Here is a 24,311-nt window from a genome sequence, read left to right as displayed (position 1 = left end):
ATGCTATTAGGCAATTTTTTATCTGCCCAGTCTACCGTTTCGGGTACAGTAACAGATTCTATATCAAATCCTATTGCATCGGCCAATGTGTTTTTAAAACAAAAAGAGACACAAGCTATTATTGCTTTTGCTTATACCAATCAAAAAGGTAAGTATGTGCTTCAAGCAGATGCCATAGGAGAATTAACTTTAAGTTTTTCAGGCTTGGGATATGCGACAAAAGATATTGACATTATGCTAAAGGATGGTACAACGGTTCAAAAAGATATGGTGCTATATGCTACTTCATACGAATTAGACGAGGTAGTCATACAGTCAGAAAGAGCAATCACCGAAAAAAAAGATACCATTGTTTTTAATGCCTCATCATTTAAACAAGGAGAAGAAACTGTTGTAGAGGATTTACTTAAAAAACTACCGGGAGTGGATGTATCGGATACCGGAACCATAAAAGTAGATGGTAAAGAGGTAGAAAAAGTAATGATAGAAGGTGATGATTTTTTTAAAAAAGGGTACAAATTATTGACCAAAAATTTGGATGTGAATGCCGTAGATAAGGTTGAAGTATTAAGACGGTATTCGAATAATAAATTGCTTAAAGGTATTGAAGAAAGTGAAAAGGTTGCCTTAAACCTTAAATTGGATGAAGATTTTAAAAGAGCTTGGTTTGGTACAATTTCTCCAGGCTATGGGGTGGTTTCAGAAAATAGATACGATGTTGATGCTACTATTTCTAGTTTTGGTAAGAAAAACAAATATTTTCTATTAGGAAGCTTAAATAATGTTGGAGAAGATGTAACCGATGATGTACGAGGACTTATCGATGCACAAAATTATACAGAAGAACCAGGTAGTATAGGAGAAGATCAAAGAGCATATGGATTAATATCTATGAACACTAATGTACCGGGATTAAAAAAATCCAGAACCAACTTTAATAATGCAGAACTGGTTTCTTTAAACTCTATTTTTAAACTTTCTTCTAAGATAGACCTAAAAGTACTAGGATTATTTAATGCTGATGACAATCGTTTTTTTAAAGACGGATTTGATACTTTCTTTAGTAATACAACCGAGTTTACCAATACAGAAAAATATACCTTAGGTAAAGCTACAAATGTTGGATTTGGAAGAATTGAATTGAAATATGACATTTCTAACACTAAAATGTTAGAATATGAAGGGAAATATAATAGATCACGAATTGAAACAGATTCACAATTATTATTTAACGAAATAGAAAACAATGAGAATTTAGATGATCAGAATGTGTTACACGATCATATGATTAAATTTAGCAGTAGATATAAAAGTAATAAAGTACTACTATTGACAGGAAGATATATTAATGAGAAAAAACCTCAAAAATATGGGACTGATCAATTTTTATTTGAAGAGTTGTTTCCATCAATTCAGGAAGTAAATAATATAAAACAATTCAGTGAGAATAAATTTAATTATACTGGGATCAAAGCTCATATATTAGATAGAAAAAAAAATAAGGATTTACTAGATTTTGGGGTAGGATATGAATTTAGGGAAGATCGATTATTTTCTGAATTCTTTCTAAAGGAAACCGAAAATATAGTCCTTAACCCTCAAGAATATAGAAATATGACTCAATATCAGACGCATGATTTATATTTGAGTGCTGGGTATAGAAAGAAATTAAATGATGTAAGTGTAGCATTACATGTAGAAGGACATCAGTTATTTAATTCTTTAGATGAGATCAATAAAAAACTAAAGGAATCTCCTTTTTTGATGAACTCAAAATTAGATTTTAAATGGGAGATTAATAAAGCAAATAAGGTTTTTGCATTTGCAGAAAATAGAAATTCTAATGCTCGTGTATCAGATGTATATACCAATCATGTATTAACAGGCTACAGGAGTTTTTCAAGAGGAACAGGAGAATTTAATCAGCTTAATTCTACAAGAGTATTTGCAGGATATAATCTGGGTAATTTTGGGGATAGATTCATTGCTAATATAACCTTGTCATATATCAAAGACAACGATTTTCTTAGTACTAATGCTGTAATAGCTCAAAACTTCGTGCAAACGACAAAATTAGTTATTCCCGATAGAGAGTTCTATAGTGTAAATTCTGGCTTAGATCGCTATATAAGATTTATAAGAAATAACATTAAAATTAAGTTCGGGTATTCACAAACAGAGTTTAAAAATATAGTCAATAATACAAGCCTAAGATCGATAATAAATCAAAATTATAGATATGGTTTTGAAATAAGATCTGGTTTTAGAGGAATTTTTAATTATCATTTTGGAACAGCCTGGGATACAACAGAAATTGAGACAATAATTACCACAAATACAGCAATACAAAATACATCTTTCCTTGATGTTTCATTTGTATTAAATTCTAAGTTAAATATGCAATTGCAATCTGAACGTTATTATTTTAATAATTTGGATAATGATGATGATACTTATTATTTTTTAGATTTTGAAATAAACTATAAACCTAAAAATAAAAGCTTAAATTTCTCTTTGATTGGTAATAATGTATTAGATACAAAAGTTTTTAGAAACTATTCAATAAGTGATACTAATATTTCAAGTACAGAATATAGATTGCTACCAAGATATGTGTTGCTTAAGGCAAGTTATAGGTTTTAAACTATTGTATTTGATTGATGTAACACTATTATTATTCTATCCCTTCAGCTTTCATAAAAATGCTTTCTTTTTCTAAGTACCTTTTTTTTGTCTTGAATTACCCATAAGGATGTAATAAAAGCACAAGTTAAGATTTATAAATTGATAAGTTAAGATTTATAAATGCTTAGTACCAGACCTTTCAATACAGTATATAGTTACACTATCTTTATAACACACAACATGTTATGATGTTGTAAAATATTTTCGCGAAAATAGTCGTAAAAGTTGTAAGCGACTTTAAAAAACTACCAACAAATTAATTCTTAAAACAATAATCATGTTAAAATCTATTTTAAAAATTAATGGTGTTAAATCATTAACCAGAAGTAACCTAAAACGTGTATCAGGAGGAAAAATGAGAGGAACAGATTGTAGTGTAGTATTTGCTGCATGTGATGAACAACACCCGACAAATGATAATAAATTTGAAAAGTGTCTGAATTACAGTGGTTGTGGTCCTGCTTTCTAAGATGACAACATCAACGAGTAATCATCATAAAAGAAGTATTTAAAACTTACTTTAAAAAGCCCTTTCACAGGGCTTTTTCCTTTTTAATAAACAGGAATAAACTTAGATCTAGCTAGATACTGCAAAACCAATTTCTCCTTTGTTTTATTCCTTCTCTTCGGTTTTTATCAAAATAGTTTCTTTTTTAGGGTAACAATTTTTTTTCTTGTTGATATGATGGTATAAATCATAAAACTTTTATAACATGAAAAAAATGAATTTTAAAAAATTAGAATTAAACAAAAAGACTATTGCACAGGTAAAAGGTGGGTTGGCGCATCCTATGGGGCCGTATAAAGAACATGTAAAGTGGGCTGTGGGAACACACAATACATGTCAATGCGAAACCATTGCTGCACCGTGCTAAATTTTTAAAAGCGGACTTAGGTCCGCTTTTTTCTTTTTCGGATGCTAGTATACATATCACCTACTTAATCACTTCTGCTTTTATAAAAATATTTTCTTTTGGCCATTCGCTACCGTCTGTAGGAACATTAGAAATCTTATCGGCCACATCCATTCCTTTTACGACTTTTCCAAAAATTGTATGTTCTCCATCTAGATGAAAAGCTCCATTTTTGGCAATTACAATAAAGAATTCGAATGGTGTAGAGCGATTTGAAGGATTATCTACCCATTGTTTGGATAAAGCAACAGCCCCTCTGGTATGTCTTAAACCCTTTACAGGTTCCTGCGGAATGGTATAATCACCAATTTCATGACGTTTATTTGCCATTTGTTGGCGATCACTATTACCTCCCTGAATTACGAAGCCTTTTGCGACACGATAGAAAAAAGTTTCATCAAAGTATTTCTGTTTTACCAGGTAGATAAAATTTGCTCTATGTATAGGTGTCTTTTTGTATAATTTGATATGAATATCACCATGTATAGTTTTTATATTAACTAATGTTTCTGGATTTTCTTTGCCATAATTCGTCAGGAATTCCTCAAGATTATCATTAGTAAGTCTAAATGGCTCTTCTTCAGTATCTTTATTTTCGTTATCCGATTTTTTTTCATTCTGTGTTGCAGTAAAACCCTCTTTTCTCTTTTTGTCATTTACAGAAATTGAATCTGTATTTGTTTTTACATCCTGTTTATTTTTCTTAGAATGTGTATCTTCACAACTAGAGAATATGAGAATAGATACGCAAAAGCATAAAATTGATTTGGTAAATGACATTTGAAACATTTAAGAATTTAATCCCAAAAATAGAAAAAATGTCAGTACCGGGAGAATCTTCCCATTTTATTATGGCTCCAGAAGCTCGTAGGAAAGCTTTGAATCATCTTAAAATTGAAGAGAAAAACCCTAGAAATGCTGCAGTGATGATGTTTTTTTACCCTAAGGATACCATAACTCATCTTGTACTGATTTTAAGACCCGAATACGAAGGAGTACATTCGGGACAGATTGCATTGCCTGGAGGAAAAGTAGAGATGCACGATATAAACTATACAGAGACAGCGCTACGAGAGACTCATGAAGAGGTAGGAGTAAAACCCAATACTGTTACTGTTATTAAATCCCTTACCAAAGTATATATACCTCCTTCTAATTTTTGGGTACATCCGTTTTTAGGATTTTCTGAGAGAAGACCCAATTTTGTTCGTCAGAAAGAAGAAGTTGCAAAAGTTATTGAGGTTCCGTTAACAGAACTTCTTAATGAAGATAATGTGGTTTTTAAAAAATTGACTACTTCTTATGCACAGAATATAGAGGTACCTTCCTTTGAACTAAACGGTTACGTGGTCTGGGGAGCAACCGCAATGATGTTAAGTGAGCTTAAAATGCTTTTAAAGACGTCAATAGCATTATGATTTTGTATATTTGGCATTCCTAATACAACCGGTTTTCTACATATGGGATTATTTAAAAGAAATCCATTTGGACATATATTATTTTTAAAAAAATGGCTTATCCGCATTATGGGTGGGTTAACGCATAGTCGTTATAGAGGTTTTAATGAATTACAAATTGAAGGAAGCGAAATTTTTAAAAACCTTCCTGATAATAATGTGTTATTTGTTTCTAATCATCAAACTTATTTTGCTGATGTAGTAGCGATGTTTCATGTTTTTAATGCAAGTCTAAGTGGTCGTACAGACTCTATTAAAAATGTAGGGTATTTATGGCAACCTAAGCTTAATCTGTATTATGTAGCTGCAAAAGAAACGATGAGAGCTGGATTATTAGCAAGAATTCTTGCGTATGCCGGAGCTATAACTGTAGAGCGTACCTGGAGAGAGAAAGGAAAAGATGTGAATCGCCAGGTAAAAATGAGCGATATAACTAATATTTCGAGAGCATTAGAAGATGGGTGGGTGATTACATTTCCGCAGGGAACAACAAAACCTTTTAAACCTATTCGTAAAGGAACTGCCCATATTATTCGAAAATATAAACCCATAGTAATTCCTATTGTAATAGACGGCTTTAGAAGATCTTTTGATAAAAAAGGCATTCGCATTAAAAAACGAGGAATATTACAATCTATGGTGATAAAAAAGCCACTGGATATTGATTATGAAAACGATTCTATAGATGATATCGTGAGTAAATTAGAGTATGCTATAGAACAACATCCATCTTTTCTTAAAGTAATTCCGAAAGAAGAATTAGAAGCCGAGGAAGAACTAAATAAGAAAAGACAATGGGAATATTAATTTTTTAGTAACTTATTATTCTCCTTTTCTTAAAAAAAAGCCAAGAGATCATTCGATCTTTTGACTTTTTAATGTTGATTCAATATGTACAAAAAAATCTATTATGCTATTTGGCACATTCCCCAAAAGCAAAAGAATTCTTCATGCTCAAAACCAGGTATCGAATTTAAAACACTACAGTCCGCATGATTATAACAACGCATACCCGTGTTACCTCCATTAATAGATTTTTGCTCTTTTTTATTTAAAATTTGAGCCCCTTTTAATTGCACTATTTTTTTCATTTTGTTAGAAATTAATTGTTTTATTATGGTAGCAAACATTTTGAGACAGTTGCATTTTTCTGTCTATAATCCTGATAACTTCTTATTTTTATATTTTTACTGATTGTTCAAAAAATAGATCCAGGTATTTAGGCAAATGAACATATAGAAAGCATGACTACATTTCCGTTGATAATTCTTTCTACTCCACAACTTCCTGAACAGCAATCACTATCCTCTGTACATTTTCTTGCTACATTTTGGCATCCATATGTGCCACCGTGAATAGATTTCTGATGCTGTTTTTTAAGTACCTTAACTCCGTTGACTTTTAAAATTTTAAGAATCATTTTTAATGTTTTAAATTAGAAATACAACAAAAAGCCCTAAGGATTAACCTTAGGGGAAATAATATTTAGTCTAACTGCTCAAAACAACGTCCAAAAGAACAATGGCCACTACAAAGTCTAAGACATTGATCGCCATAATATGTGCCAGCTTTGATTGTTTGTTGTTCGTTTTTGCTTAATTGAATTGCTCCTTTTAAATCTAAAATGTTATTAAACATGATAATAAGTTTTAATTACCTACTCTATAGATAAGGTTTTCGGTTACCCCTTTATCAAAACTCATCACTATGGGTGTTTTGATTTTGAAACTAAAGTATGTAGCAATTAGAGGTATTAAAAATGAAGTATGACCATTTTAAACAAAATAGCCATAAAAAAACCCTGCACATTTGCAGGGTAATACATATTTTGAAAAAGTAATATTTATTTTTCGTTATAACAAAAATCAATTATTACTCCGTGTACTTCTGCAACTTTACTTGTTAAAACACTAGACCCTCCTTCTATTTTTTTCATAGAACCTAAGTTGATCCTTGCTATTGTTAACTTTTTGAGATTGATTTTTTGTGTTCCGTCTTTTTTCATTTTTAAGGTAATTTAGTTATTGATAAGCTTTTTCTTAAGTATATAAGAATCTGGAAAAATGTATTTCGTTAGAAATATATTTTATTTTAAAAGCTTATAACAATTACTTATGGCTAAATTGTTTAAAATAGCCATAGATTATATGCTGATTTCTGAGTCTAAATGCTGCTTATCTAAACTCTTAATATAATAGGACGGATTGATGCCTGTTTTTGTTTTAAAATGTTTCACCAGCGAATAGCTACTTTTATATCCAATTTCTGCAGCAATAGATTGAATAGAAAATGACCTAAATTTTTTATCATCCTTTAATCTTTTTAGAACATATTCAATTCTAAGATCATTGATGTAATCGGTAAAGTTTTTTTCTTTGTGAATGTTTATTGTTTTGGATAAATACGTGGCATTGGTTTTTAACTTTTTTGCCATGGACCGTAAATTACATTCTGACTTCAAAAAGTACTCTTGAACTTCTAATTTTTCTAGGCCTTTAATAATCTCGTTGATTTTCTGATCGTCAATAATGATTTCTTTAGACGATTCTTTCTTGTTAACTGTAGTTTGTTTAATAGATTCTAAATCGTTAATTTCTTTCATTAATTTGTTAAATAAAGCTTTATTAGATCGTTGTTTTTTGATATACATAAAAACGATACAAGTTAGCGTTGTTAATGTGATTAAAAGAGTCCAGAATATTAGGTTTTTTGCTTGCTTATCTTCGGTTTGTTTTGCTTTAAGAGTTACTATTTCTTTTTGAAGCCTATTCGTTTCTTTTTCGTGAATAATATCTACTGTTTGATCTTTATCTTTTTGATAAGATTCATTTAATTTAACATATTTGTTACTCCACAGATTGGCTTTTTCATGTTCTTTTTTTTCATTGTAACAATGAGCTAGAAGTAAATGAGACCTAATCGCTGGGGGTTTTAAGGAATCATTTTCTGTAAAGTTGTTTATACTATTGGTTAATACATTAATTGCTTTATCATAAAATTCTTGCTGATAATAACAACTTGCAATGAAATAATTGGTATTGATTATGGGATAGGTTTTGTTATTAATTTTTTGTTGAGATAGAATATTTTTTGCTTTAAATAAAAAGTCTAAAGATGTATCATATTTTTTTTGGTAATAATATACCATTCCTTTTTTTATGTATAAGTCTAAAACGGCCTCTTTATATCCTAGTTCTTTGCTTATATCTAATCCTTTTTCTATATAATATAATGTAGAATCATACTGTTCTCTATCTAAATACACCTCACTGGTAAGAATCAAAATACTAGCGTGAGCCCCTTTTTTGTATAGATTAGTATTTGGTATTAATTTAAGTGAGTGATGTGCAGTTTTTAAAGCTTTGTCTAGCCTGTTCATTCTTTTGAGAATAACAATGAGCCCTGAATTCGCCTTAATTTCAACTTCTTTATGTCCTGTTAATTCTGTAATCTCTAATGCTTTTGAATAAGCATCAAGTGCATCTTTGTTTTTTCCATCTCTAAGATGTATATGACCTTTTCTAGCATATATAATAGATAATAAAGAATCATGATGCAATTTTTTAGCTATTTGTTCGGCTTTGTCATAATAAAACATACTTTTTTCATAATCTTCGTTATCGTAAAGTACAGCAGCATGTTTGATGTGCTCTATAATGTCTTGATTATCATTTTCTTGAGCAAAAACATAAAAGGGGTTGAATATGAAAATAAATAAAAGTAAAATAAGGTATTTACCTGGTAAAGGTTTATAGTGGATTGTCATTATGATAGAATGTGTGCTATCAAAAGTAAGTAATACTTTTATTTTTCCAGAATATTTATATCACATACTCATAATGGTTAGAAATGAAATAAGGTATTGAAGATATTACAATTGTTTCTTTAATTGATAAAGAAATAATTTGGGGTACCTTTTATTTTACAAAATACTTAAAAGTGAAGTGTTCTTCAGATGAAACCGATATGGGTATGTATACCTTTACCAGGAGAACATGATAGATCATAGATCAATATGCATTTCTGATAACAGACAATAGTTAAACCAAGAGAAAATATAACTCTTGATTTCTGTTATTCTAACCACAATTTAAAATCCTTTACGCGCTCTCTGGCAACAATAATTTCTTGTTCGTTAAAATGATTAAGTTTAATTTGTAATCTCGAATTGGTATACGATATAATATCTTGTATCGCGTTTATATTGATGTAAAACTTTCTGCTTGCTCTAAAAAATTGTTGTGGATTTAGTTCATCTTCAAGAGATTCGAGAGTGGTATCGATCAGATAGTTTCTATTATCTGTCGTATGCAGATATGTTCCTTTATTTTCAGAATAAAAACATTCGATATCTTCTACCGAAAATATTTTTAGATGCTGTCCTACCTTGGTGGTAAATCGCTTTTTATAAGTACGATCCATAGGATTAATAAGCAATTTTTTGATATCTTCAAAATCTACCTGAAGCTGTTGTTTTTTGGGTAATTGCTCTTTATATTTTTGTACAGCAACTTCTAACTCTTCGTCATCTATTGGTTTTAACAGGTAATCGATACTATTTAATTTGAAAGCCTTGAGCGCATATTCATCATAAGCCGTCGTAAATATAATAGAGCTTTTTATGGTAATTGCGTCAAATATTTCAAAAGATAACCCGTCACTAAGCTGAATATCCAGAAAAATCAGATCTGGATGCTCATTTGTACTAAACCATTCTATGGATTCTTGTACAGAATGTAGCATGGTATGTACTTCTATATTTAGTTCACCTAGCATTCTGTTAAGACGTCTGGCAGCCGGTTTTTCATCTTCAATAATTATAATGTTCATTCTTTTATAGTTAGTTTTAAAGTTATAAGGAAGTAAAGAATTTATGTTTAGTGTATATCATTTCTGATTTCACACGTTGCTAGTGTCATTTTTATTCCCAACGTTGTTGCTCTTGGTTTTGTTCCTCATCCATATATTCTCTGATCTTACGTTCTTCCCAATTTTTATCAAACATAGGGTTTATTCTGTAGGCTTTGACTGCATGAAAAGCTAAACCGATTCCCCATCCAAATGCTGCCCATAAAAACCAGGCATAATGCCATTCATTTTGATAATAATTTAATCCGGCCAGAAACCCAATAACGATAATATAAGAGAATAGATTATTATAGAATTTTTTTAATTCTTCTACACGCTCTTTTGCTCGTTCATATCTTTTTTCTTTATCAAAATCTTTCATAATGTATTCGTTTTATAATTTGACACCATATTTTTTTAATCTTTCTAATCATCTTTTTTACCTAAAAGAAGAGATTCACCAAGAATTATCAACCCATGAAGCAGTAAAATTATCCCCCAAAGTACTGGAATCATGAGCATAATTTTATCAAACCAACTTCTTATGATTTCTTGATTCTCTGTGGTAACAGTACTGCTAAAAATCAGATACTCTCCTTTTAAGAATAGTAGGGCGATATTAACAACTACAAAAATTGATAGATGATAATAAAACCGTTTCTCTTTTTGCACCTTTATTTTGGCTAGATTAAATAGGTTTTGTTTTTCAAAATCTTTCATGATGGTTACTTAAAAAGATTTAAAAATTCTCATTACGCATAAACTCTTCGATCTTACGTTCTTCCCAATTTTTGTTATATAAAGGATTTATTTCATATGTTTTTATAGCACGAATGGTTAAACCGATTCCCCAACCAAAGGCTACTCATAAAAACCAGGCATGTCTCCATTCATTTTCATAATAATTTAATCCTGCTAAAAAACTTATGACGATGATGTAAACCGATAGTTTGGTATAGAACTTTTTTAATCTTTCTACCCGCTCTTTTGCCCGTTCATATCTTTTTACTTTTTCAAAATCTTTCATGATTACTAATTTTAAAGTTTTTTGATGTTTTTTTAAAGAATTAAAACTTATCCTTATCCATAAATTCTTTGATTTTACGCTCTTCCCAATCTTTACTGAAAATAGATTTTTTAAAGAATTTTTTCAGAAAGAACTTCTCTTTAAATACCCATAATCCATGTCCGAGTAATGCTATTCCCCATACTACAGGAGTTAAAAAAGTATTCCAGAATCTCCAGTTTTTAAAACCAGAATCATTAGGGTCGGTTCCAATAAAGGCTGCTAATTTTGACATAAAAAACAGTAGAGCAATATTGATTACAATATACACGGCAAGGTGAGAATAGAACCCTTTTTCTTCTTCAAGTCTTTTCTTCGCTTTTTCGTAAGCTTTTTCTTCGTTATAATCATTCATGATAGCTGTCATTTGATTCGTTCATGTATTTTCTAATTTTTTTCTCCTCCCAGTCTTTTCCTAATATGGGATGATACCCATAAGCTTCAGAATAGTGAAAGATGAGTCCAATTCCCCAACCTACAATAGGAAATATAACCCAGGGGATGCCAAACCCAGTGGTTTTATAATTTAATATTGCCAGTCCGGGAATAACAAGCATATAGGCAATCAGATTACCATAAAATTCTTTGATCTTTTGTACACGCTCTTTTGCTCTTTTATATTTTATACTTTTTGTGTGTTCTATATTTTCTGAAATTGTCATATCTACAGATTTTATTTGTTTTGTTAATATTGGAAGTTCTGCGATAAATGCATTCTCTGTTTTATATACAGAAAACTTCCTTTTTGTCAATAAACCATATCGTTGTTGTACATTTCCTAATCCCACACCACTACTTTGTTTAATGACTTCTTTGGGTTGAAGATTATTTTCAACGATTAGAAAGTTATCTTTTTCATAAATTTTGATGTGCAATGGGTTCTCTGGCATCACTATATTATGTTTTACAGTATTCTCAAGTAAAATTTGTAATGATAGTGGGACTACTCTTGCATCTGGATTAGAAGCTTGCTCAGGAATATCAAATACAATACTATCTTCAAAACGCAATTGTACCAAAGTCATATAGGTTCGGGCAAACTTTAACTCTTCGTCTACAGTAACCAGTTCTTTATCTTTTTGTTCTAAAACATATCGATATACTTTTGATAACGAGGTTGTAAATTTTTGCGCCATTTTTGGATTTTCCTCAATTAATGAGGTCAATACATTAAGGCTGTTAAACAAAAAATGAGGATCTAATTGGTTCTTTAGTGCTGCAAATTTTGCAGAAACAGTTCCTGCTATAATCTTTTGCTCCGTAACTTTTTTCTCTTGTAAGGCTTTATAGAAATATACCGTATGAAAGAATAACGAAATAATAACTGTTAGTAATAACGGAAACAGGTAATCTTGAAAGGACTGATCGGCAATAAACTCTGAGCTTGTTTGAGTTTTAAGTATGACTACAGCAACAACAAATTGGCATATTGCATATCCTACCATTGTTATAATGATAGACCCACCAGCTCCAATTAGAACCCTCTGTAATCCCTTGTTTTTCCACTCGAATTTATTATTTAAAATACTAAAATAAAGAGAGTTTAGATAGGTTAGAACGAAACAATACATATAGGCAATGGTCCACCATTTTACAGTAAGGATTCGATCAAAATTAAATCCATTTACTAATAAAGTTACTAATGCAACTATTGCAGAAACTACTAGTGAAACAATGGCTATTTTTTTTAAATCATTCATCTATACCTCTTTTTTTTTTAATATGATCAAGGACTAATTTTTGATTTTTAAAATTATCCTTTACAGTTTTCCTGAACACGTTTTACCTGATCTTTGCCCCATTTTGGGTAAAATGGAATATCATGTGATTCGTTTTCAAAATACAAGATAGCTTTTTCTACTTCAGGACAAAAGACTTTTGGATCTTTGCCGAAGAATTTTGCGCCTCCCATTTTCCATTCGGCATGGTATAAAGTTGCTCTTGGGTTTTTGGGTTCTAATACCTTGGCTTTTTGGTATAGTTGTTCTACCTTGGCAGACAATGTCATCCCATATACCGAAGGATTGTATGCAACATATGCTGTATTAAGCAATGCTTCCATAATTAGTATTTCGGCATTATCACTCGTATATATTTTTGCTTCATTAAGGTAATCCTGAGCTTTTTTTAACCTGGATTCTATAGCTTCTGCATCTTTTATACTAAAAGTAGTAATAATATGAACTTGAGCGGCATAATAGTAAGGTAACCAATTTTCTTTTTCGGCTTTCGCAATACGTTCAAAAAGATTGATAGCTTCATCAGGGTTTTTATTTCCCCATAATTCAAAAGCTTTAGTCATTCCTTTTTCATATGATGATTGAGCATTGGTAGCGGTAATGGTTAAAAAAGCAAGTATAATAACTATTGTTTTCATGATGGTTTGATTTTTAATTTATAGTGTAAAGATCATGAGGTAACTGATCTTTTTAAAGTATTTATGACCGAAGTGTATTTTTTAATGGATGAAATGTAAATACCCTTACAATTTGATAGATTGTACGATTGTTTTATCAGAAATAGAGAACTTAGCATCTTCCCATTTTGGTGGGCCAAACCTTCCTTTTACGTTATTACTAATGCCATAAGGCTCTGTAGGAATGCTAAGAAAAGTGTTAAGTTTTTGGTTACCGTCTGTATCGTGATATAATGAAATTGCATATTCGCCTTTAGGGATATTTTTAAAAATGACTTCCACACTTCCAATCTTGGCTTTAGTACTAATAGATTGGTATATTTTGTTCAGAAAACCACCTTTAGAATTATAGAGTCCAACTTGTATGGTACCCTGGTTAGATTCTATATTAGAGACAATAACGGTAAGAGAATGCTTAGATTCTTGAGCAATTCCTGTTTTTATGCATAACATGAGCAACAGAATAGCTGTAAATTTTAAAGTTTTCATAATAGTATAGATTATAGTTTTACCAAGTTTTATAGATTGTCTAATTGATTATCGGTTTTATTATCACTGATGGTCCAGAAAAAACCAACGATAAAAAAGCGATCTGCATTAGGTCTTATAGCGCGCCTGGAGAAGTTTCCATCCACATTAGGAGTATTTGCATATTGATAGTTAAAAACATTATCAAACCCTAGCACATTAGAAACCGAGAAGTATAGGATCTTTTGTTGACTAATAAGGTATGCCCAACTCAAATTGATTGAATTAAAAGTTTTTGTCTTTTCATTTTGAAATACAGATTGATTAGGATCATTATAGGGTCTACCTGAAGCAAAATTATAGGTGGCACTTAGTAATGATTTCCAATCTTCGATCCAGTATTTTGTAACCAGAGAAAGGTTGTGTTTTGCAGCAAAATTTGGCGTCGCTTTATTAGGATAATTTTTGTAATCTCTTTTGGTGTCGAGATAAGAATAACTAGCCCAGTACTCGAGATTTTTGATTGATCTATTATCTCGCCAAAAGATATCTAATCCGGCAGCATAACCACTTCCGTTATTAGTATATAAACTAGTAAACTCTGGGCGATCTGTATCAAATTTAACGAGTTCTTCATACGATTTGTAATAGGCTTCGGCTCTAAAAGTCCTTCTGTTATTTTGATATAAGTAATTAAAAATATAATGTGATGATTTTTCGGGTTCTAGTGTTTCATTATATTTTAAAACATCTTGTTGTGGTGCCTGGTAAAAATCACCATAGGCTAATGATACCTGAGATTTAGATGATGTTTTATAGGCTAAAGAAGCTCTGGGTGAGATCTTGGTATACTCTAATGAGGTATTATGTACCCCACGAACTCCTATTTGCATTGCTAGTTTTTTGCTGAAAAACACATTAGCTTCAGTAAAAGCCGCAGTACTATTATTATCAAATGAGCTTTTAAAAGTAGTAGCATTAGGGACAGCAACATGTTCTGAAAACGCACCTACATATTGTTCTGCACCAAAATTTAATTTAAAGCGATTGCTAAATCTCTTTCTTAATTTCAGTTTAAAATGAAAACTATTCTCATTATTGTCAACATTAGTATTTACAATTTTAATATCGTTATGATCATTCGCAAAACTAGTACCGGTTGCAATAGTCCAATCGTTACCCAGGCGTCCTTTATAAGAAGTATTGAGATATAAATTTCTGTTTTTAAGCCCAAAATTAACTCCTTCTGGTGTATTGATGTCTTCCTGAACAAGATCAAATTCGGCATAGTTTAAGCCTCCATATACTTTTAAAAGCCCTTTTTCAAATGCATGGCGGTATACGGCTTCTCCTGATAGTGACTCGTATGGTTTTTTCCAATCTACCCGTTGTGAAATGATTTCCTGGTATGGTTTTAGGTTGAGATAAAAAGCATTAATACTTAATGAATTCTTTTTCCATTTTTGCGTATTTCCAACACCCAAACCAACACTAATAAACGATAAATCTGTTTTTTCCTGATCGGGTTCATCTATAGTATTTAATAATAAAACACTAGATAAGGCATCACCATATTCTGCAGAATAGCCACCGGTAGAAAAGTTAGTGCCTTTAAAAAGAAAAGGCGAAAACCTCCCTCGAGTAGGAATATTATTTGTGGTTGCGGCAAAAGGTTGAAAAACTCTTAGTCCGTCGATATAAATATTAGTTTCATTAGCATCTCCACCCCGTACAAAAAGTCGACCGTCTTCGGCAACGGTAGAAGTTCCTGGTAACGTCTGAAACGCACCAATATAATCTCCTGCAGCACCTGCTGTAGTAACAATATCAATAGGAGAGAGCACAGAAGCCTTGCTGTTATCTCCGGCAGAAAATGTTCCGGCATTAAGCACAACACTGCCTAAAGAGTTTACGTCTTCTCGTAGTACAATTTTTAGGTTATTCATTGCAGAGACGTCGGTTAACATCGAATATGTTTCAAAAGAAAGAAAAGAAACCAGTAAGGTTTGAGGTCCTGTTTCTGAAGTAGAGAAAGAAAAAGCTCCGTTTGTATCAGAGGACCCTCCATCATAAGTTCCGTCTAGATAGACATTTGCTCCTTCGATCGGAATTCCTGATGCGTCAGTCACATTTCCTGTAATAGTCGTTTGGGCGTTTGTTGATAATAGAATTGCGATAAAGGCAAAGGTTAGTGCTAATTTCATGTATATAATAATTTTTTGATTGCGAGGTCAAAAATGATCTATCTATACAAAAACTGAAATTGAATGTTACCGAACTGTAGAATTTTGAGGATTAATTGTAACGTTGTTTTTTTCGTTTATGTCTTGTGTTAAAATTTAAAGGAATGGTAACAACGGCCTGAAACGTTAATGCGCCTATAGCATTTGCTCCCATATCATCCCAGGATGCATAATGATTTGATGATGTACTATCCACAACTTCCTTTAAACTACCTATAATTAGGGTAGTAGAAAGAGAAATTAATCGTTTTTGCAATTCGGGAAGATTTTTATGTTTTGGATGAATCGATAAATAGGTATAAGTAATAGTACTTATACCAAAAGAACCCACACTATGCATGATTTTATCTTTTTGCCAAAAATCAGTGTTGTTTGTGTTTTGTGCCGTCATTTCTATACACAATAGGATAGTAGTAAAAAGTAATATTCTTTTCATGGTGATCAGGTTTTAGGGTATTAATAGTACAGCGAAGTCATCTAAACTTCTGTATTACCATCCTGTTGTATGAAAAAGAATATTGGATAAGCTTTTTATAATAAATATCTCGAACTTAAAACAGGATGTCGATACTGTTATAGGTCCAAATTACTTTTATAAGTGCTAAGATTACCGAAGAATTCGTCGAGATGTTTTTTTGTACAGTTCAATGACTTTTTATAGCGGATGGAAGAAAGAATCTATTTTTATCGAAGAACTATTCCATTATCATAAAGTGGTTTAAGCTTTTTTGATTCTGGTGAAAAAGAGCATTTTTATAGCGAGTTGGAAAAGTTTAAATCACTTCAATACTAAACTCGCTTAAAAATTGAGCCTCTTACATCGGGTGATGGGACTTTTAGATCATCTGTTGGATCTTTTTGACGAAAATTTGGATAGGAATGATCTATTTTTGAGAGGAGAGTCTCTAAATTTGAGAAGTTGACTTCCAAAATTAGACATCCAACACTCAATTTTGAGACATCAGAGCCTAAATTTGAGACACTAATGTCTAATGGAACGTCTTTTTGCCCCATTAGAAGGTCTTTTAGAATATAATTTGATGTTGAACTTTGTGATGATTTCACCACAAGACTAACGGTTTTTAAGGCTTAGTATGACTAGATATAGTACTACACTCTTTCTATAGTATTTTCCTTATTCTTAAAAGGTCTAACAATTAATCGTGCAGCCTTATCATAATTAATATAATTATATACCCAATTAAAAAAGGTAACAAATCGATTTCTAAAACCTACCAGGAACCATAAATGAATAAACATCCATATAAACCAGGCAAAGAATCCCCCGAATTTAAATTTTCCGATGTCGACTACAGCTTTATTACGGCCAATGGTAGCCATAGATCCTTTGTCGAAATATTTAAAAGGTATCATGTCTTTACCTTTAAGGTGACGTTTTAAGTTTTTTGCAAGATGGCTTCCTTGCTGTATAGCTGGTTGCGCAACCATGGGATGCCCTTTGGGATATTTTTTAGTTTCCATTACAGAGATATCACCGATAGCAAAAATATTTTGATACCCATCGATTTGATTAAATTCATTCACTTTATATCGATTGGCTCTTGGTATTAGAGATTTTGCATCGATTCCAGACACAGGAGCCCCGGTTACGCCAGCAGACCATATAAAGGTTGCAGTTTTAAGAGATAAATCGGTATTAGTACTTACTATATTGTTTTCATAATGTTGTACTTGTGTATTGGTATGAATATGCACTCCTAATTTTTTTAAGAATTTAGCAGCTTTTTCTGATGCATGTTCGCTCATAGGAGGAAGCACACGAGGTGCACCTTCTATCAAATGAATTTCCATATCATCAAAATTCATATCGGGATAATCTCTGGGAAGTACGTTTAGTTTTAACTCTGCAATCCCCCCAGCTAGTTCAACACCTGTAGGACCAGCACCTGCGAGTACAAAACGCAGCAATTCTTTTCTTTCTTCTGGATCTGTGGTAATTACTGCCTGCTCCAGATTCTCAAGCATTAAGCTACGTAAATTTAATGCTTGCGGCAGGTTTTTCATTCGCATCGCATTATTTTCTATAGTAGTATTTCCAAAAAAATTGGTTCGTGCACCTGTAGCAATAACAAGATAATCATAAGAAATACTACCGATATTGGTATGTATATTTTGAATATTCGGATCTATGGCTGTTACTTCGGCCATTCTAAAAAAAGTATTTTTACCTCTTTTAACAATTTTACGAAGTGGATATGCAATAGAATCTGGTTCTAATGATGCTGTAGATACTTGATAAAGAAGTGGTTGAAAAGTGTGGTAATTATGCCTGTCTAATAAGACCAGTTGTACATCTTCTTTAACCATTTTTCTTGCTAGTGCAACTCCGGCAAAACCCCCGCCAATTACGACTAACCTGGGTAAATTGGTATGTGGAATATTCATAAGATATATGTTGTGTTACAAAGATAAAGTGATAAAATTATATACCCTACAGAATACTTGGATTTATGATTAAAATTATCATACTTTTATTTTTATTTGTAACATAAATGTTTTCTTGGCTACATATAAGAAGTAACTGACCAAAGTGAATAAAGAATTAGAACATAGTTTTGTAACCAATCTTGAGCAAAATCAGAATATTGTGCACAAGGTATGCCGAATATATACCAGTGATCCAGATTCACATAATGATTTGTTTCAGGAAATAACGATTCAGCTTTGGAAAGCATATCCTAAGTTTAGAGGAGACGCAAAATTTAGTACCTGGATGTATAGAGTTGCATTAAATACTGCAATTACATTATACAGAAGGTCCAAAAGAAGTATTAAGACCGCAGATCTTGATACGATGAATTTTAAGATAAAGGCTGAAGAATATGATGACGAGGTAGAGCAACAACTTAAACTAATGTATGCAGCAGTAAAACAATTAAATGATATTGAGAAAGCCTTGGTTTTTTTATATCTTGAAGATAAATCATATAAAGAAATAGCTGATACCATGGGTATTAGCGAGGTAAATGCCCGAGTAAAGATGAATAGAGTAAAAACGAAGTTGAAAAAAATATTAAATCCGTAACCCCATGGATGAATTAGAACTATTAAAGAAAGACTGGAAGAAGCAGGAAGATGTGCTTCCCAGATTGTCTTATAAAGAAATATATAAAATGATACTAAAGAAATCTTCTTCTATTGTAAGATGGATTTTTATCATTAGTATTTTAGAATTTCTATTATGGGCTTCTTTGGATGTCGTATTTAGATTAAACGGAATGTATTCGAATGTAGAAAAGGTGGATATGGGGTTGTTCTCCTTAATAGCTTCAATTGCTTCTTACGGTATTTTGATATACTTTATTACACGTTTTTATATCAACTATAAGAAAATAAAGGCTACCGATTCTGCTAAAGTATTAATGGAAAATATTATAAAAACCAGAAGAACCGTAAAACGATATATCTGGGTAAATATTAGCTTTTTTGCATTAGCAATGATTGCTACAATGAGTTATGCGCTTATGTTTACAGAAACATTTCAGAATAGCTCTGCCAAAAATCAATTGCCAGTATGGTTAATTATAGTAGTTACTTTATTGGTTACTTCAGTATTTATAGGGGTAATAGCGTTATTCTACAGGGTTATTTATGGAATTTTTACCCGAAGGTTGAAAAGAAATTACGGGGAGCTTAAAAAACTTGAGATATAATTATTTATTCTCATTAAATGCAGAAGGTAACAGCTGAGGAATAAATTTGACCAGTAAGGGCAATAATAAACTTCCGCCTGGTAGAATAAAAATAGCCAAAGAAGGTATCGTTTTACAGATATCGAGTAGTTGTTTTTTTACTTGTTGTTTTTCTTCCTTAGATAAATCTCGCATAGTAGATTGTCCTAATAAAATCATTAGATCTTTACTTTCAGAGATTTCTTTAATAAGTCTTTTTTTATTCCTTAATATCAATATACTTACTGTTCTCGAGGTTTGCTGGTAAAAATGTAATGCGGGATTCGAGTAATTAAAAAATGAAATATCTTCTTTATGTTGATTAATAAACGATTGTACCAAATCAATCGATTCTGCTATTACCGTATGGGGTAGCTCAAGCTCTGTCCCAAGAGCAAGCATAAAACTCTGTTCTCCTGTATCTACTTCTCTGTCATTCCAAACAGCTAAACTGGTAAGGTCCAGGATATATTTTTTTTCAATTTCATCTGTATATGGATCTAATTCTATATAATCAAAACTAGCTTCTTCTTCGGTAGAAATATTTGTATACCGTACAGAAGATGAAAATAACTTAACCAAAAGTTTGTCGTATTCGTCCTGCTCTTTTTTAGAATTTAGCGCAAGAAAAACAGTATTTGTTAGGGTTTCTTCTAGTTTGGCAGCATATCCAAAAGGATCTTTATCATGTATAAGAAAATACTCAAAAGCTAACACATCGATAAACAATAATGCATTCGTTAATAAATGGCTAAAGTTTTTCTTAAAAACAGATTCGTTGGTTTGTATACGGGCATGTATGATTTTTTCGAGCTTTTCACTTTTGTTTCCGGGAAGTATATTCCCCAAAGAAAAAATAGATTTTTTGGTATCTAAAAAATCATAGAACTGTATAAGTGCTTCAATACAATCATTTTTATTAGCATTTTCGATCGTATCATAGTAGGTAATCACTAGTGCAGCAAATAAATTGATCTTTGTTTTTTCTTCTTCAGAATAAACAATATCCGAATCATTAACTATAATAATATCTATAGAAGTACCATAGATAAAACCTACTCGTCTTAAATCGAGATATAACTTATCAAATGACCATTTAGGCAAATTAGAGTCGCCATCGAGATCTCTTAAGAATTTTTCGACCCAACCCGAAGTTGAAGGATTCATTGATTAATGATTTATTACAAAGTTAATTTTATTTTGGTGAAAAGCTATTTTGAAAAGTCATTAAAATGTATAAAGAAAACTGAAATTTCTATGATATTATAACCGCCTTCAGAACATCTTACACGACATATCAAAAGATAGCAAAATTGTATCAGAATACAGGTGATTAGGCTGTGTTAGAACACTTATATTGATAACAACGCAAGAAATGGGTTTTAAGAATCTGATAATTATAAGAGTTTTACGGTTTCAGAGAAACGTATTAATAAAAAGGTGTAGACACTTAAAAACTGTGATAGAAGTACAACGTAAAATAGAAACTATAGATTGGGAAATAGTAACCGATGAAATAAGTAGAAGAGGATATGTCATAATTCCAGAATTTCTTTTAGAAAATCAATGTAGGGAGATGGTAGACCAATACGATAATCCGAGAGGTTATCGTAAAACAGTAGTGATGGAACGATACAGATTTGGTTTGGGAGAGTATAAATATTTTGATTACCCATTACCAGAACTCGTACAGGCGATTAGAGAAAATATATATCCAATGCTTGCACCGATTGCCAATTTGTGGATGAAAATCTTGAAAATAGATAAGATTTTTCCTAAAACACTTCGGGAGTTACAGGCACTATGCCATGCTAATGATCAGTTAAAACCGACCCCGTTGATTTTGAAATATGGAGTAGGAGGGTTTAATACATTACATCAGGATATGTATGGAGAAGTGTTTTTTCCTCTTCAAGCTGTTTTGTTTTTAAACGAACCGGATAAGGATTATACAGGAGGAGAATTTGTAATAACACAACAAACTCCCAGAGCTCAGTCTAAAGCTATTGTTTTAAAACCTAAAAAAGGAGATATGCTTATTTTTACAACTAATTTTAGACCTGTAAAAGGAACAAAAGGATACTATAGAGTAAATATGAAACATGGAGTGAGCGAGTTACATAGTGGTAAAAGATATACCTTAGGAGTGATTTTTCATGATGCTGTTAGTTAGAAAATGATACTACACAAGGAAATAGAAAGTATAGATTTACGAAAAAAAATAAAGCAACAAGAAATTTGCTTTGGTGGTAACCAAAAACTCAAAATTTATGGAACTTTGAAATGCCGATCGGGAAAGAGAATGAAGCAAGAAAACCGAGTGTTTTTTTGGTCAGAAAATGAAGCAAAGAACCATGGGTATAGACCCTGCGGGCATTGTATGAAAGATGAATATAAAAAATGGAAAAATGGATTTGTTTAGTCATATAATAGATCATGAAAAAAATATATTGCCTCATGATGGTATTGTAAATTATTATGGGAAATTGATGTCATCACAGCAAGCCCATCATTATTTTAATCGCTTACTAGAAAATATAGAATGGAAAAATGATGAAGCTATTATTTATGGTAAACGTATTATAACGAAACGTAAAGTGGCCTGGTATGGAGAAAAATCATTTGAATATACATACTCAAATACCACAAAAAAGGCACTACCCTGGATACCAGAATTGTTAGAATTAAAAGAGCTTATCGAACAAAAGACTGGTGAAACATTCAATTCTTGCTTGCTTAATTTGTATCATACTGGTAGCGAAGGAATGGCTTGGCATAGTGATGCCGAAAAAGATCTTAAAAAGAATGGTGCAATTGCATCATTAAGTTTTGGAGCAGAGCGAAAATTTGCCTTTAAGCATAAAGTTACAAAAGAAAAAAGAGCATTGGTTTTAGAAAATGGAAGTTTGTTAATAATGAAAGGTAGAACACAAACTAATTGGTTACATCGTTTGCCACCCACAAAAATGATAAGCACACCACGGATTAATTTAACTTTTAGAACTATAATTGAAAAAGATATATAACACAAAAAGAGGCTATTTTAAAATAGCCTCTTTTTGTGTTGTTCTATAAGATAAATTTTATTGAATAATACCTCCACAACTCACTCTGCTACCCGCAGCACCAGAAGGTTGAGAAGTAAAATCATCTATACCTTGATGTACGATAATTGCTTTACCTACTATGTTCTTTTTATCATCATCACAACCAATACACCATTCGTTAGTAGCAAAAGTAATATTACCATGGCCACTTGCATCAGCTTTAAAATTTCCGATATCTCCCTTATGGTATCCTTCTTTAGCACCCCATTTCCCATGTGGCTCCATAGTTGGATTCCAATGTCCTCCTGTAGACTTACCATCAGCCGAAGTACAATCTGCTTTTTCATGAATATGGATAGCATGCTCTCCTTCGTCTAACCCTGTTAATTCTGCTACCATGTTTACCATACCTTCAGATTCGGTAAAAATAACTTTACCAGAAACCTTACTGTCACTTTTTGGCTCTAGAGCAAACTCTATAGTTTTCGTGATATTCTCTTCTTTGTTTTCCTGATTCGCAGTAGTGTCTACATTTTCTTTAGTATTTTCCTGATCTGTAGCTTCTTTCTTTTCTCCTTTACAACCAAATACAGCTATTGATAAGAAAGTTAACACTACCAATTTTAACGTTTTCATAGTTTTATGATTTGTATGTCATTTACAAACGTAATATAATGCAGTTTTAGTTTATGACAAAAAAATTGAATAAGAAATCCCAAAGCACTATAAAATAAGTAAACTACATTCTTTTTATGAGTTCTTTATTATCTCGTATACCTCGCTTTAGATTTTCGGTAATAATTAAAGCTTTATCGATTCTGGATTGAGAGTTTTTAATTTTTAGAATGTAATAAATTAAACTTCGCTTTTTTCCGTCTGTTAAAGATTCGAAGATTTCAAAAGCTTCTGGGTCGCTTTGTAAAACAGCATCAAATTCTTCTGGCATTTCTACTCCGTATTTAGTAGTATCTTCGTGTAATGTAACTTCAAAAAAATCTGTAGGAAACATTCCTAGTTTTTTTTGATTTTGTTTATTAAACGTAATGAGATAATTACTGTTCCATTTTTGTAAAGCTGCATGAAATTGTACCGATGCTGTATTAAAAGTAATTTCTACAACCACTCTTTTATGTCCTTCTTCTATAAGAGATTGTGCAATTTTGGTAGGTACAATAACGCTATGACTAGAATGAAGCGAAGTTTTAAAAATATGAGTTTTCATTGCCTTTGGTTTTACCTAAAAAATAAAACAGATTCTGTTTTATTTTCAGAATATCTTGTTTAATGTTTTTGTGATAGTGTTAATCAAATTTGATATTTAGTAAAGATAACTAACGTTAGTTTTAGAAAAAAATGATATTAAATTCGATGCTTTTTCCGTAATGCTAAAAAGGGATTCGTATCCTTCTCTTTTTTTAGGTAAATTTTTTGGCAAAAAATATTTTGATCTTAGAACCTGTATTTATAATAGCTGA

29 protein-coding genes and 1 pseudogene are annotated in these 24,311 nt (G+C 31.5%); 10 read left to right on the top strand and 20 right to left on the bottom strand.

Features of this window, described 5'->3' with window-relative positions:
* The 3 genes from ATO12_RS10765 (at nt 1) to ATO12_RS26055 (ending at nt 3,560) form a co-directional block, all read left to right on the top strand.
* A complete protein-coding gene (locus tag ATO12_RS10765; RefSeq protein ID WP_034241795.1) occupies nt 1–2,643 on the top strand; it encodes a TonB-dependent receptor in 2,643 nt (880 codons plus the stop codon).
* Between the two features lie 319 nt (nt 2,644–2,962).
* Nucleotides 2,963–3,154 carry a hypothetical protein gene (locus tag ATO12_RS10760; protein ID WP_025664677.1) on the top strand — a complete coding sequence of 64 codons (192 nt, stop codon included), beginning with the start codon at nt 2,963–2,965 and terminating at the stop codon, nt 3,152–3,154.
* A gap of 244 nt (nt 3,155–3,398) precedes the next feature.
* Nucleotides 3,399–3,560, top strand: coding sequence for a hypothetical protein (locus ATO12_RS26055; protein WP_165583367.1), 162 nt, complete (start codon nt 3,399–3,401; stop codon nt 3,558–3,560).
* Between the two features lie 60 nt (nt 3,561–3,620).
* Here the strand turns inward: ATO12_RS26055 and ATO12_RS10755 are convergent, their stop codons facing one another.
* The gene (locus ATO12_RS10755; RefSeq protein WP_034241793.1) at nt 3,621–4,379 is read right to left on the bottom strand and encodes a peptidylprolyl isomerase; all 759 of its coding nucleotides are present in this window, start codon (nt 4,377–4,379) and stop codon (nt 3,621–3,623) included.
* A 38-nt stretch (nt 4,380–4,417) separates the two neighbouring features.
* Between ATO12_RS10755 and ATO12_RS10750 the strand changes: the two genes are divergently transcribed.
* Together ATO12_RS10750 and ATO12_RS10745 are read left to right on the top strand one after the other, a co-directional pair.
* Nucleotides 4,418–5,017, top strand: a complete 600-nt coding sequence (locus tag ATO12_RS10750; protein ID WP_240486123.1) for an NUDIX hydrolase — start codon at nt 4,418–4,420, stop codon at nt 5,015–5,017.
* A 42-nt stretch (nt 5,018–5,059) separates the two neighbouring features.
* A complete protein-coding gene (locus ATO12_RS10745; RefSeq protein WP_034241789.1) occupies nt 5,060–5,863 on the top strand; it encodes a lysophospholipid acyltransferase family protein in 804 nt (267 codons plus the stop codon).
* Between the two features lie 101 nt (nt 5,864–5,964).
* Here the strand turns inward: ATO12_RS10745 and ATO12_RS10740 are convergent, their stop codons facing one another.
* The 16 genes and pseudogenes from ATO12_RS10740 to ATO12_RS10675 all read right to left on the bottom strand — a co-directional run bounded on the left by ATO12_RS10740 (nt 5,965) and on the right by ATO12_RS10675 (nt 18,503).
* Nucleotides 5,965–6,147: a hypothetical protein gene (locus tag ATO12_RS10740; protein WP_131248812.1), complete on the bottom strand. Its 183-nt coding sequence runs from the start codon at nt 6,145–6,147 to the stop codon at nt 5,965–5,967.
* A 128-nt stretch (nt 6,148–6,275) separates the two neighbouring features.
* The gene (locus tag ATO12_RS10735; RefSeq protein ID WP_034241785.1) at nt 6,276–6,476 is read right to left on the bottom strand and encodes a hypothetical protein; all 201 of its coding nucleotides are present in this window, start codon (nt 6,474–6,476) and stop codon (nt 6,276–6,278) included.
* A gap of 65 nt (nt 6,477–6,541) precedes the next feature.
* Complete coding sequence (locus tag ATO12_RS26050) at nt 6,542–6,694, bottom strand: hypothetical protein (protein ID WP_165583366.1); 153 nt, start codon at nt 6,692–6,694, stop codon at nt 6,542–6,544.
* A gap of 205 nt (nt 6,695–6,899) precedes the next feature.
* Nucleotides 6,900–7,061, bottom strand: a complete 162-nt coding sequence (locus tag ATO12_RS26045) for a hypothetical protein (protein WP_165583365.1) — start codon at nt 7,059–7,061, stop codon at nt 6,900–6,902.
* Between the two features lie 138 nt (nt 7,062–7,199).
* Nucleotides 7,200–8,822 carry an AraC family transcriptional regulator gene (locus ATO12_RS10730; RefSeq protein WP_034241783.1) on the bottom strand — a complete coding sequence of 541 codons (1,623 nt, stop codon included), beginning with the start codon at nt 8,820–8,822 and terminating at the stop codon, nt 7,200–7,202.
* A gap of 308 nt (nt 8,823–9,130) precedes the next feature.
* Nucleotides 9,131–9,886: a LytR/AlgR family response regulator transcription factor gene (locus tag ATO12_RS10725; protein WP_034241782.1), complete on the bottom strand. Its 756-nt coding sequence runs from the start codon at nt 9,884–9,886 to the stop codon at nt 9,131–9,133.
* Between the two features lie 91 nt (nt 9,887–9,977).
* A complete protein-coding gene (locus tag ATO12_RS10720) occupies nt 9,978–10,286 on the bottom strand; it encodes a 2TM domain-containing protein (RefSeq protein ID WP_025664684.1) in 309 nt (102 codons plus the stop codon).
* Nucleotides 10,287–10,330: 44 nt separating this feature from the next.
* Nucleotides 10,331–10,624, bottom strand: coding sequence for a 2TM domain-containing protein (locus tag ATO12_RS10715; RefSeq protein WP_034241778.1), 294 nt, complete (start codon nt 10,622–10,624; stop codon nt 10,331–10,333).
* A 19-nt stretch (nt 10,625–10,643) separates the two neighbouring features.
* Nucleotides 10,644–10,931 (bottom strand): annotated as a pseudogene (locus tag ATO12_RS10710) (2TM domain-containing protein).
* A 40-nt stretch (nt 10,932–10,971) separates the two neighbouring features.
* Nucleotides 10,972–11,325, bottom strand: a complete 354-nt coding sequence (locus tag ATO12_RS10705; RefSeq protein ID WP_034241776.1) for a 2TM domain-containing protein — start codon at nt 11,323–11,325, stop codon at nt 10,972–10,974.
* Complete coding sequence (locus tag ATO12_RS10700; RefSeq protein WP_034241775.1) at nt 11,318–12,670, bottom strand: 2TM domain-containing protein; 1,353 nt, start codon at nt 12,668–12,670, stop codon at nt 11,318–11,320. Before ATO12_RS10700 ends, ATO12_RS10705 begins: the two co-directional genes overlap by 8 nt.
* Before the next feature lie 53 nt (nt 12,671–12,723).
* A complete protein-coding gene (locus ATO12_RS10695; RefSeq protein WP_034241773.1) occupies nt 12,724–13,347 on the bottom strand; it encodes a hypothetical protein in 624 nt (207 codons plus the stop codon).
* A gap of 105 nt (nt 13,348–13,452) precedes the next feature.
* Nucleotides 13,453–13,875, bottom strand: coding sequence for a DUF2141 domain-containing protein (locus ATO12_RS10690; protein WP_081802037.1), 423 nt, complete (start codon nt 13,873–13,875; stop codon nt 13,453–13,455).
* A 29-nt stretch (nt 13,876–13,904) separates the two neighbouring features.
* Nucleotides 13,905–16,058: a TonB-dependent receptor gene (locus ATO12_RS10685; protein ID WP_034241771.1), complete on the bottom strand. Its 2,154-nt coding sequence runs from the start codon at nt 16,056–16,058 to the stop codon at nt 13,905–13,907.
* Between the two features lie 91 nt (nt 16,059–16,149).
* Nucleotides 16,150–16,533: a hypothetical protein gene (locus ATO12_RS10680; RefSeq protein WP_240486122.1), complete on the bottom strand. Its 384-nt coding sequence runs from the start codon at nt 16,531–16,533 to the stop codon at nt 16,150–16,152.
* A 674-nt stretch (nt 16,534–17,207) separates the two neighbouring features.
* A complete protein-coding gene (locus tag ATO12_RS10675; protein ID WP_034241767.1) occupies nt 17,208–18,503 on the bottom strand; it encodes an NAD(P)/FAD-dependent oxidoreductase in 1,296 nt (431 codons plus the stop codon).
* A 145-nt stretch (nt 18,504–18,648) separates the two neighbouring features.
* Here ATO12_RS10675 and ATO12_RS10670 point away from each other — a divergent pair, with 145 nt between their 5' ends.
* Both ATO12_RS10670 and ATO12_RS10665 read left to right on the top strand, forming a co-directional pair.
* Nucleotides 18,649–19,143 (top strand): RNA polymerase sigma factor, encoded by a 495-nt coding sequence (locus tag ATO12_RS10670; protein ID WP_034241766.1) that lies wholly within the window; start codon nt 18,649–18,651, stop codon nt 19,141–19,143.
* A 4-nt stretch (nt 19,144–19,147) separates the two neighbouring features.
* Complete coding sequence (locus tag ATO12_RS10665; protein ID WP_034241764.1) at nt 19,148–19,771, top strand: hypothetical protein; 624 nt, start codon at nt 19,148–19,150, stop codon at nt 19,769–19,771.
* On the opposite strand, the gene ATO12_RS10660 is transcribed toward ATO12_RS10665, so the two are convergent.
* Nucleotides 19,772–20,956 carry an LETM1-related biofilm-associated protein gene (locus tag ATO12_RS10660; protein ID WP_034241762.1) on the bottom strand — a complete coding sequence of 395 codons (1,185 nt, stop codon included), beginning with the start codon at nt 20,954–20,956 and terminating at the stop codon, nt 19,772–19,774.
* Nucleotides 20,957–21,248: 292 nt separating this feature from the next.
* Here ATO12_RS10660 and ATO12_RS10655 point away from each other — a divergent pair, with 292 nt between their 5' ends.
* Genes ATO12_RS10655 through ATO12_RS10645 form a run of 3 tightly spaced genes read left to right on the top strand, consistent with a single transcriptional unit; the run spans nt 21,249 to nt 22,815 of the window.
* Nucleotides 21,249–21,962, top strand: a complete 714-nt coding sequence (locus ATO12_RS10655) for a 2OG-Fe(II) oxygenase (protein WP_034241760.1) — start codon at nt 21,249–21,251, stop codon at nt 21,960–21,962.
* A gap of 3 nt (nt 21,963–21,965) precedes the next feature.
* Nucleotides 21,966–22,211, top strand: a complete 246-nt coding sequence (locus ATO12_RS10650; protein WP_034241759.1) for an Ada metal-binding domain-containing protein — start codon at nt 21,966–21,968, stop codon at nt 22,209–22,211.
* Nucleotides 22,198–22,815, top strand: a complete 618-nt coding sequence (locus ATO12_RS10645; RefSeq protein WP_034242056.1) for an alpha-ketoglutarate-dependent dioxygenase AlkB family protein — start codon at nt 22,198–22,200, stop codon at nt 22,813–22,815. The genes ATO12_RS10650 and ATO12_RS10645 overlap by 14 nt, the downstream gene beginning before the upstream one ends.
* Before the next feature lie 57 nt (nt 22,816–22,872).
* Here ATO12_RS10645 and ATO12_RS10640 read toward each other — a convergent pair whose 3' ends face one another.
* Nucleotides 22,873–23,472 (bottom strand): superoxide dismutase family protein, encoded by a 600-nt coding sequence (locus ATO12_RS10640; RefSeq protein ID WP_034241756.1) that lies wholly within the window; start codon nt 23,470–23,472, stop codon nt 22,873–22,875.
* Between the two features lie 103 nt (nt 23,473–23,575).
* The gene (locus ATO12_RS10635; RefSeq protein WP_034241754.1) at nt 23,576–24,058 is read right to left on the bottom strand and encodes a YdeI/OmpD-associated family protein; all 483 of its coding nucleotides are present in this window, start codon (nt 24,056–24,058) and stop codon (nt 23,576–23,578) included.
* Between the last annotated feature and the right edge of the window lie 253 nt (nt 24,059–24,311).

The organism is Aquimarina atlantica (assembly GCF_000626715.1).
In the GTDB taxonomy this organism is placed as follows: Bacteria; Bacteroidota; Bacteroidia; order Flavobacteriales; family Flavobacteriaceae; genus Aquimarina; species Aquimarina atlantica.
This window is presented reverse-complemented; position numbering and strand designations above follow the sequence as displayed.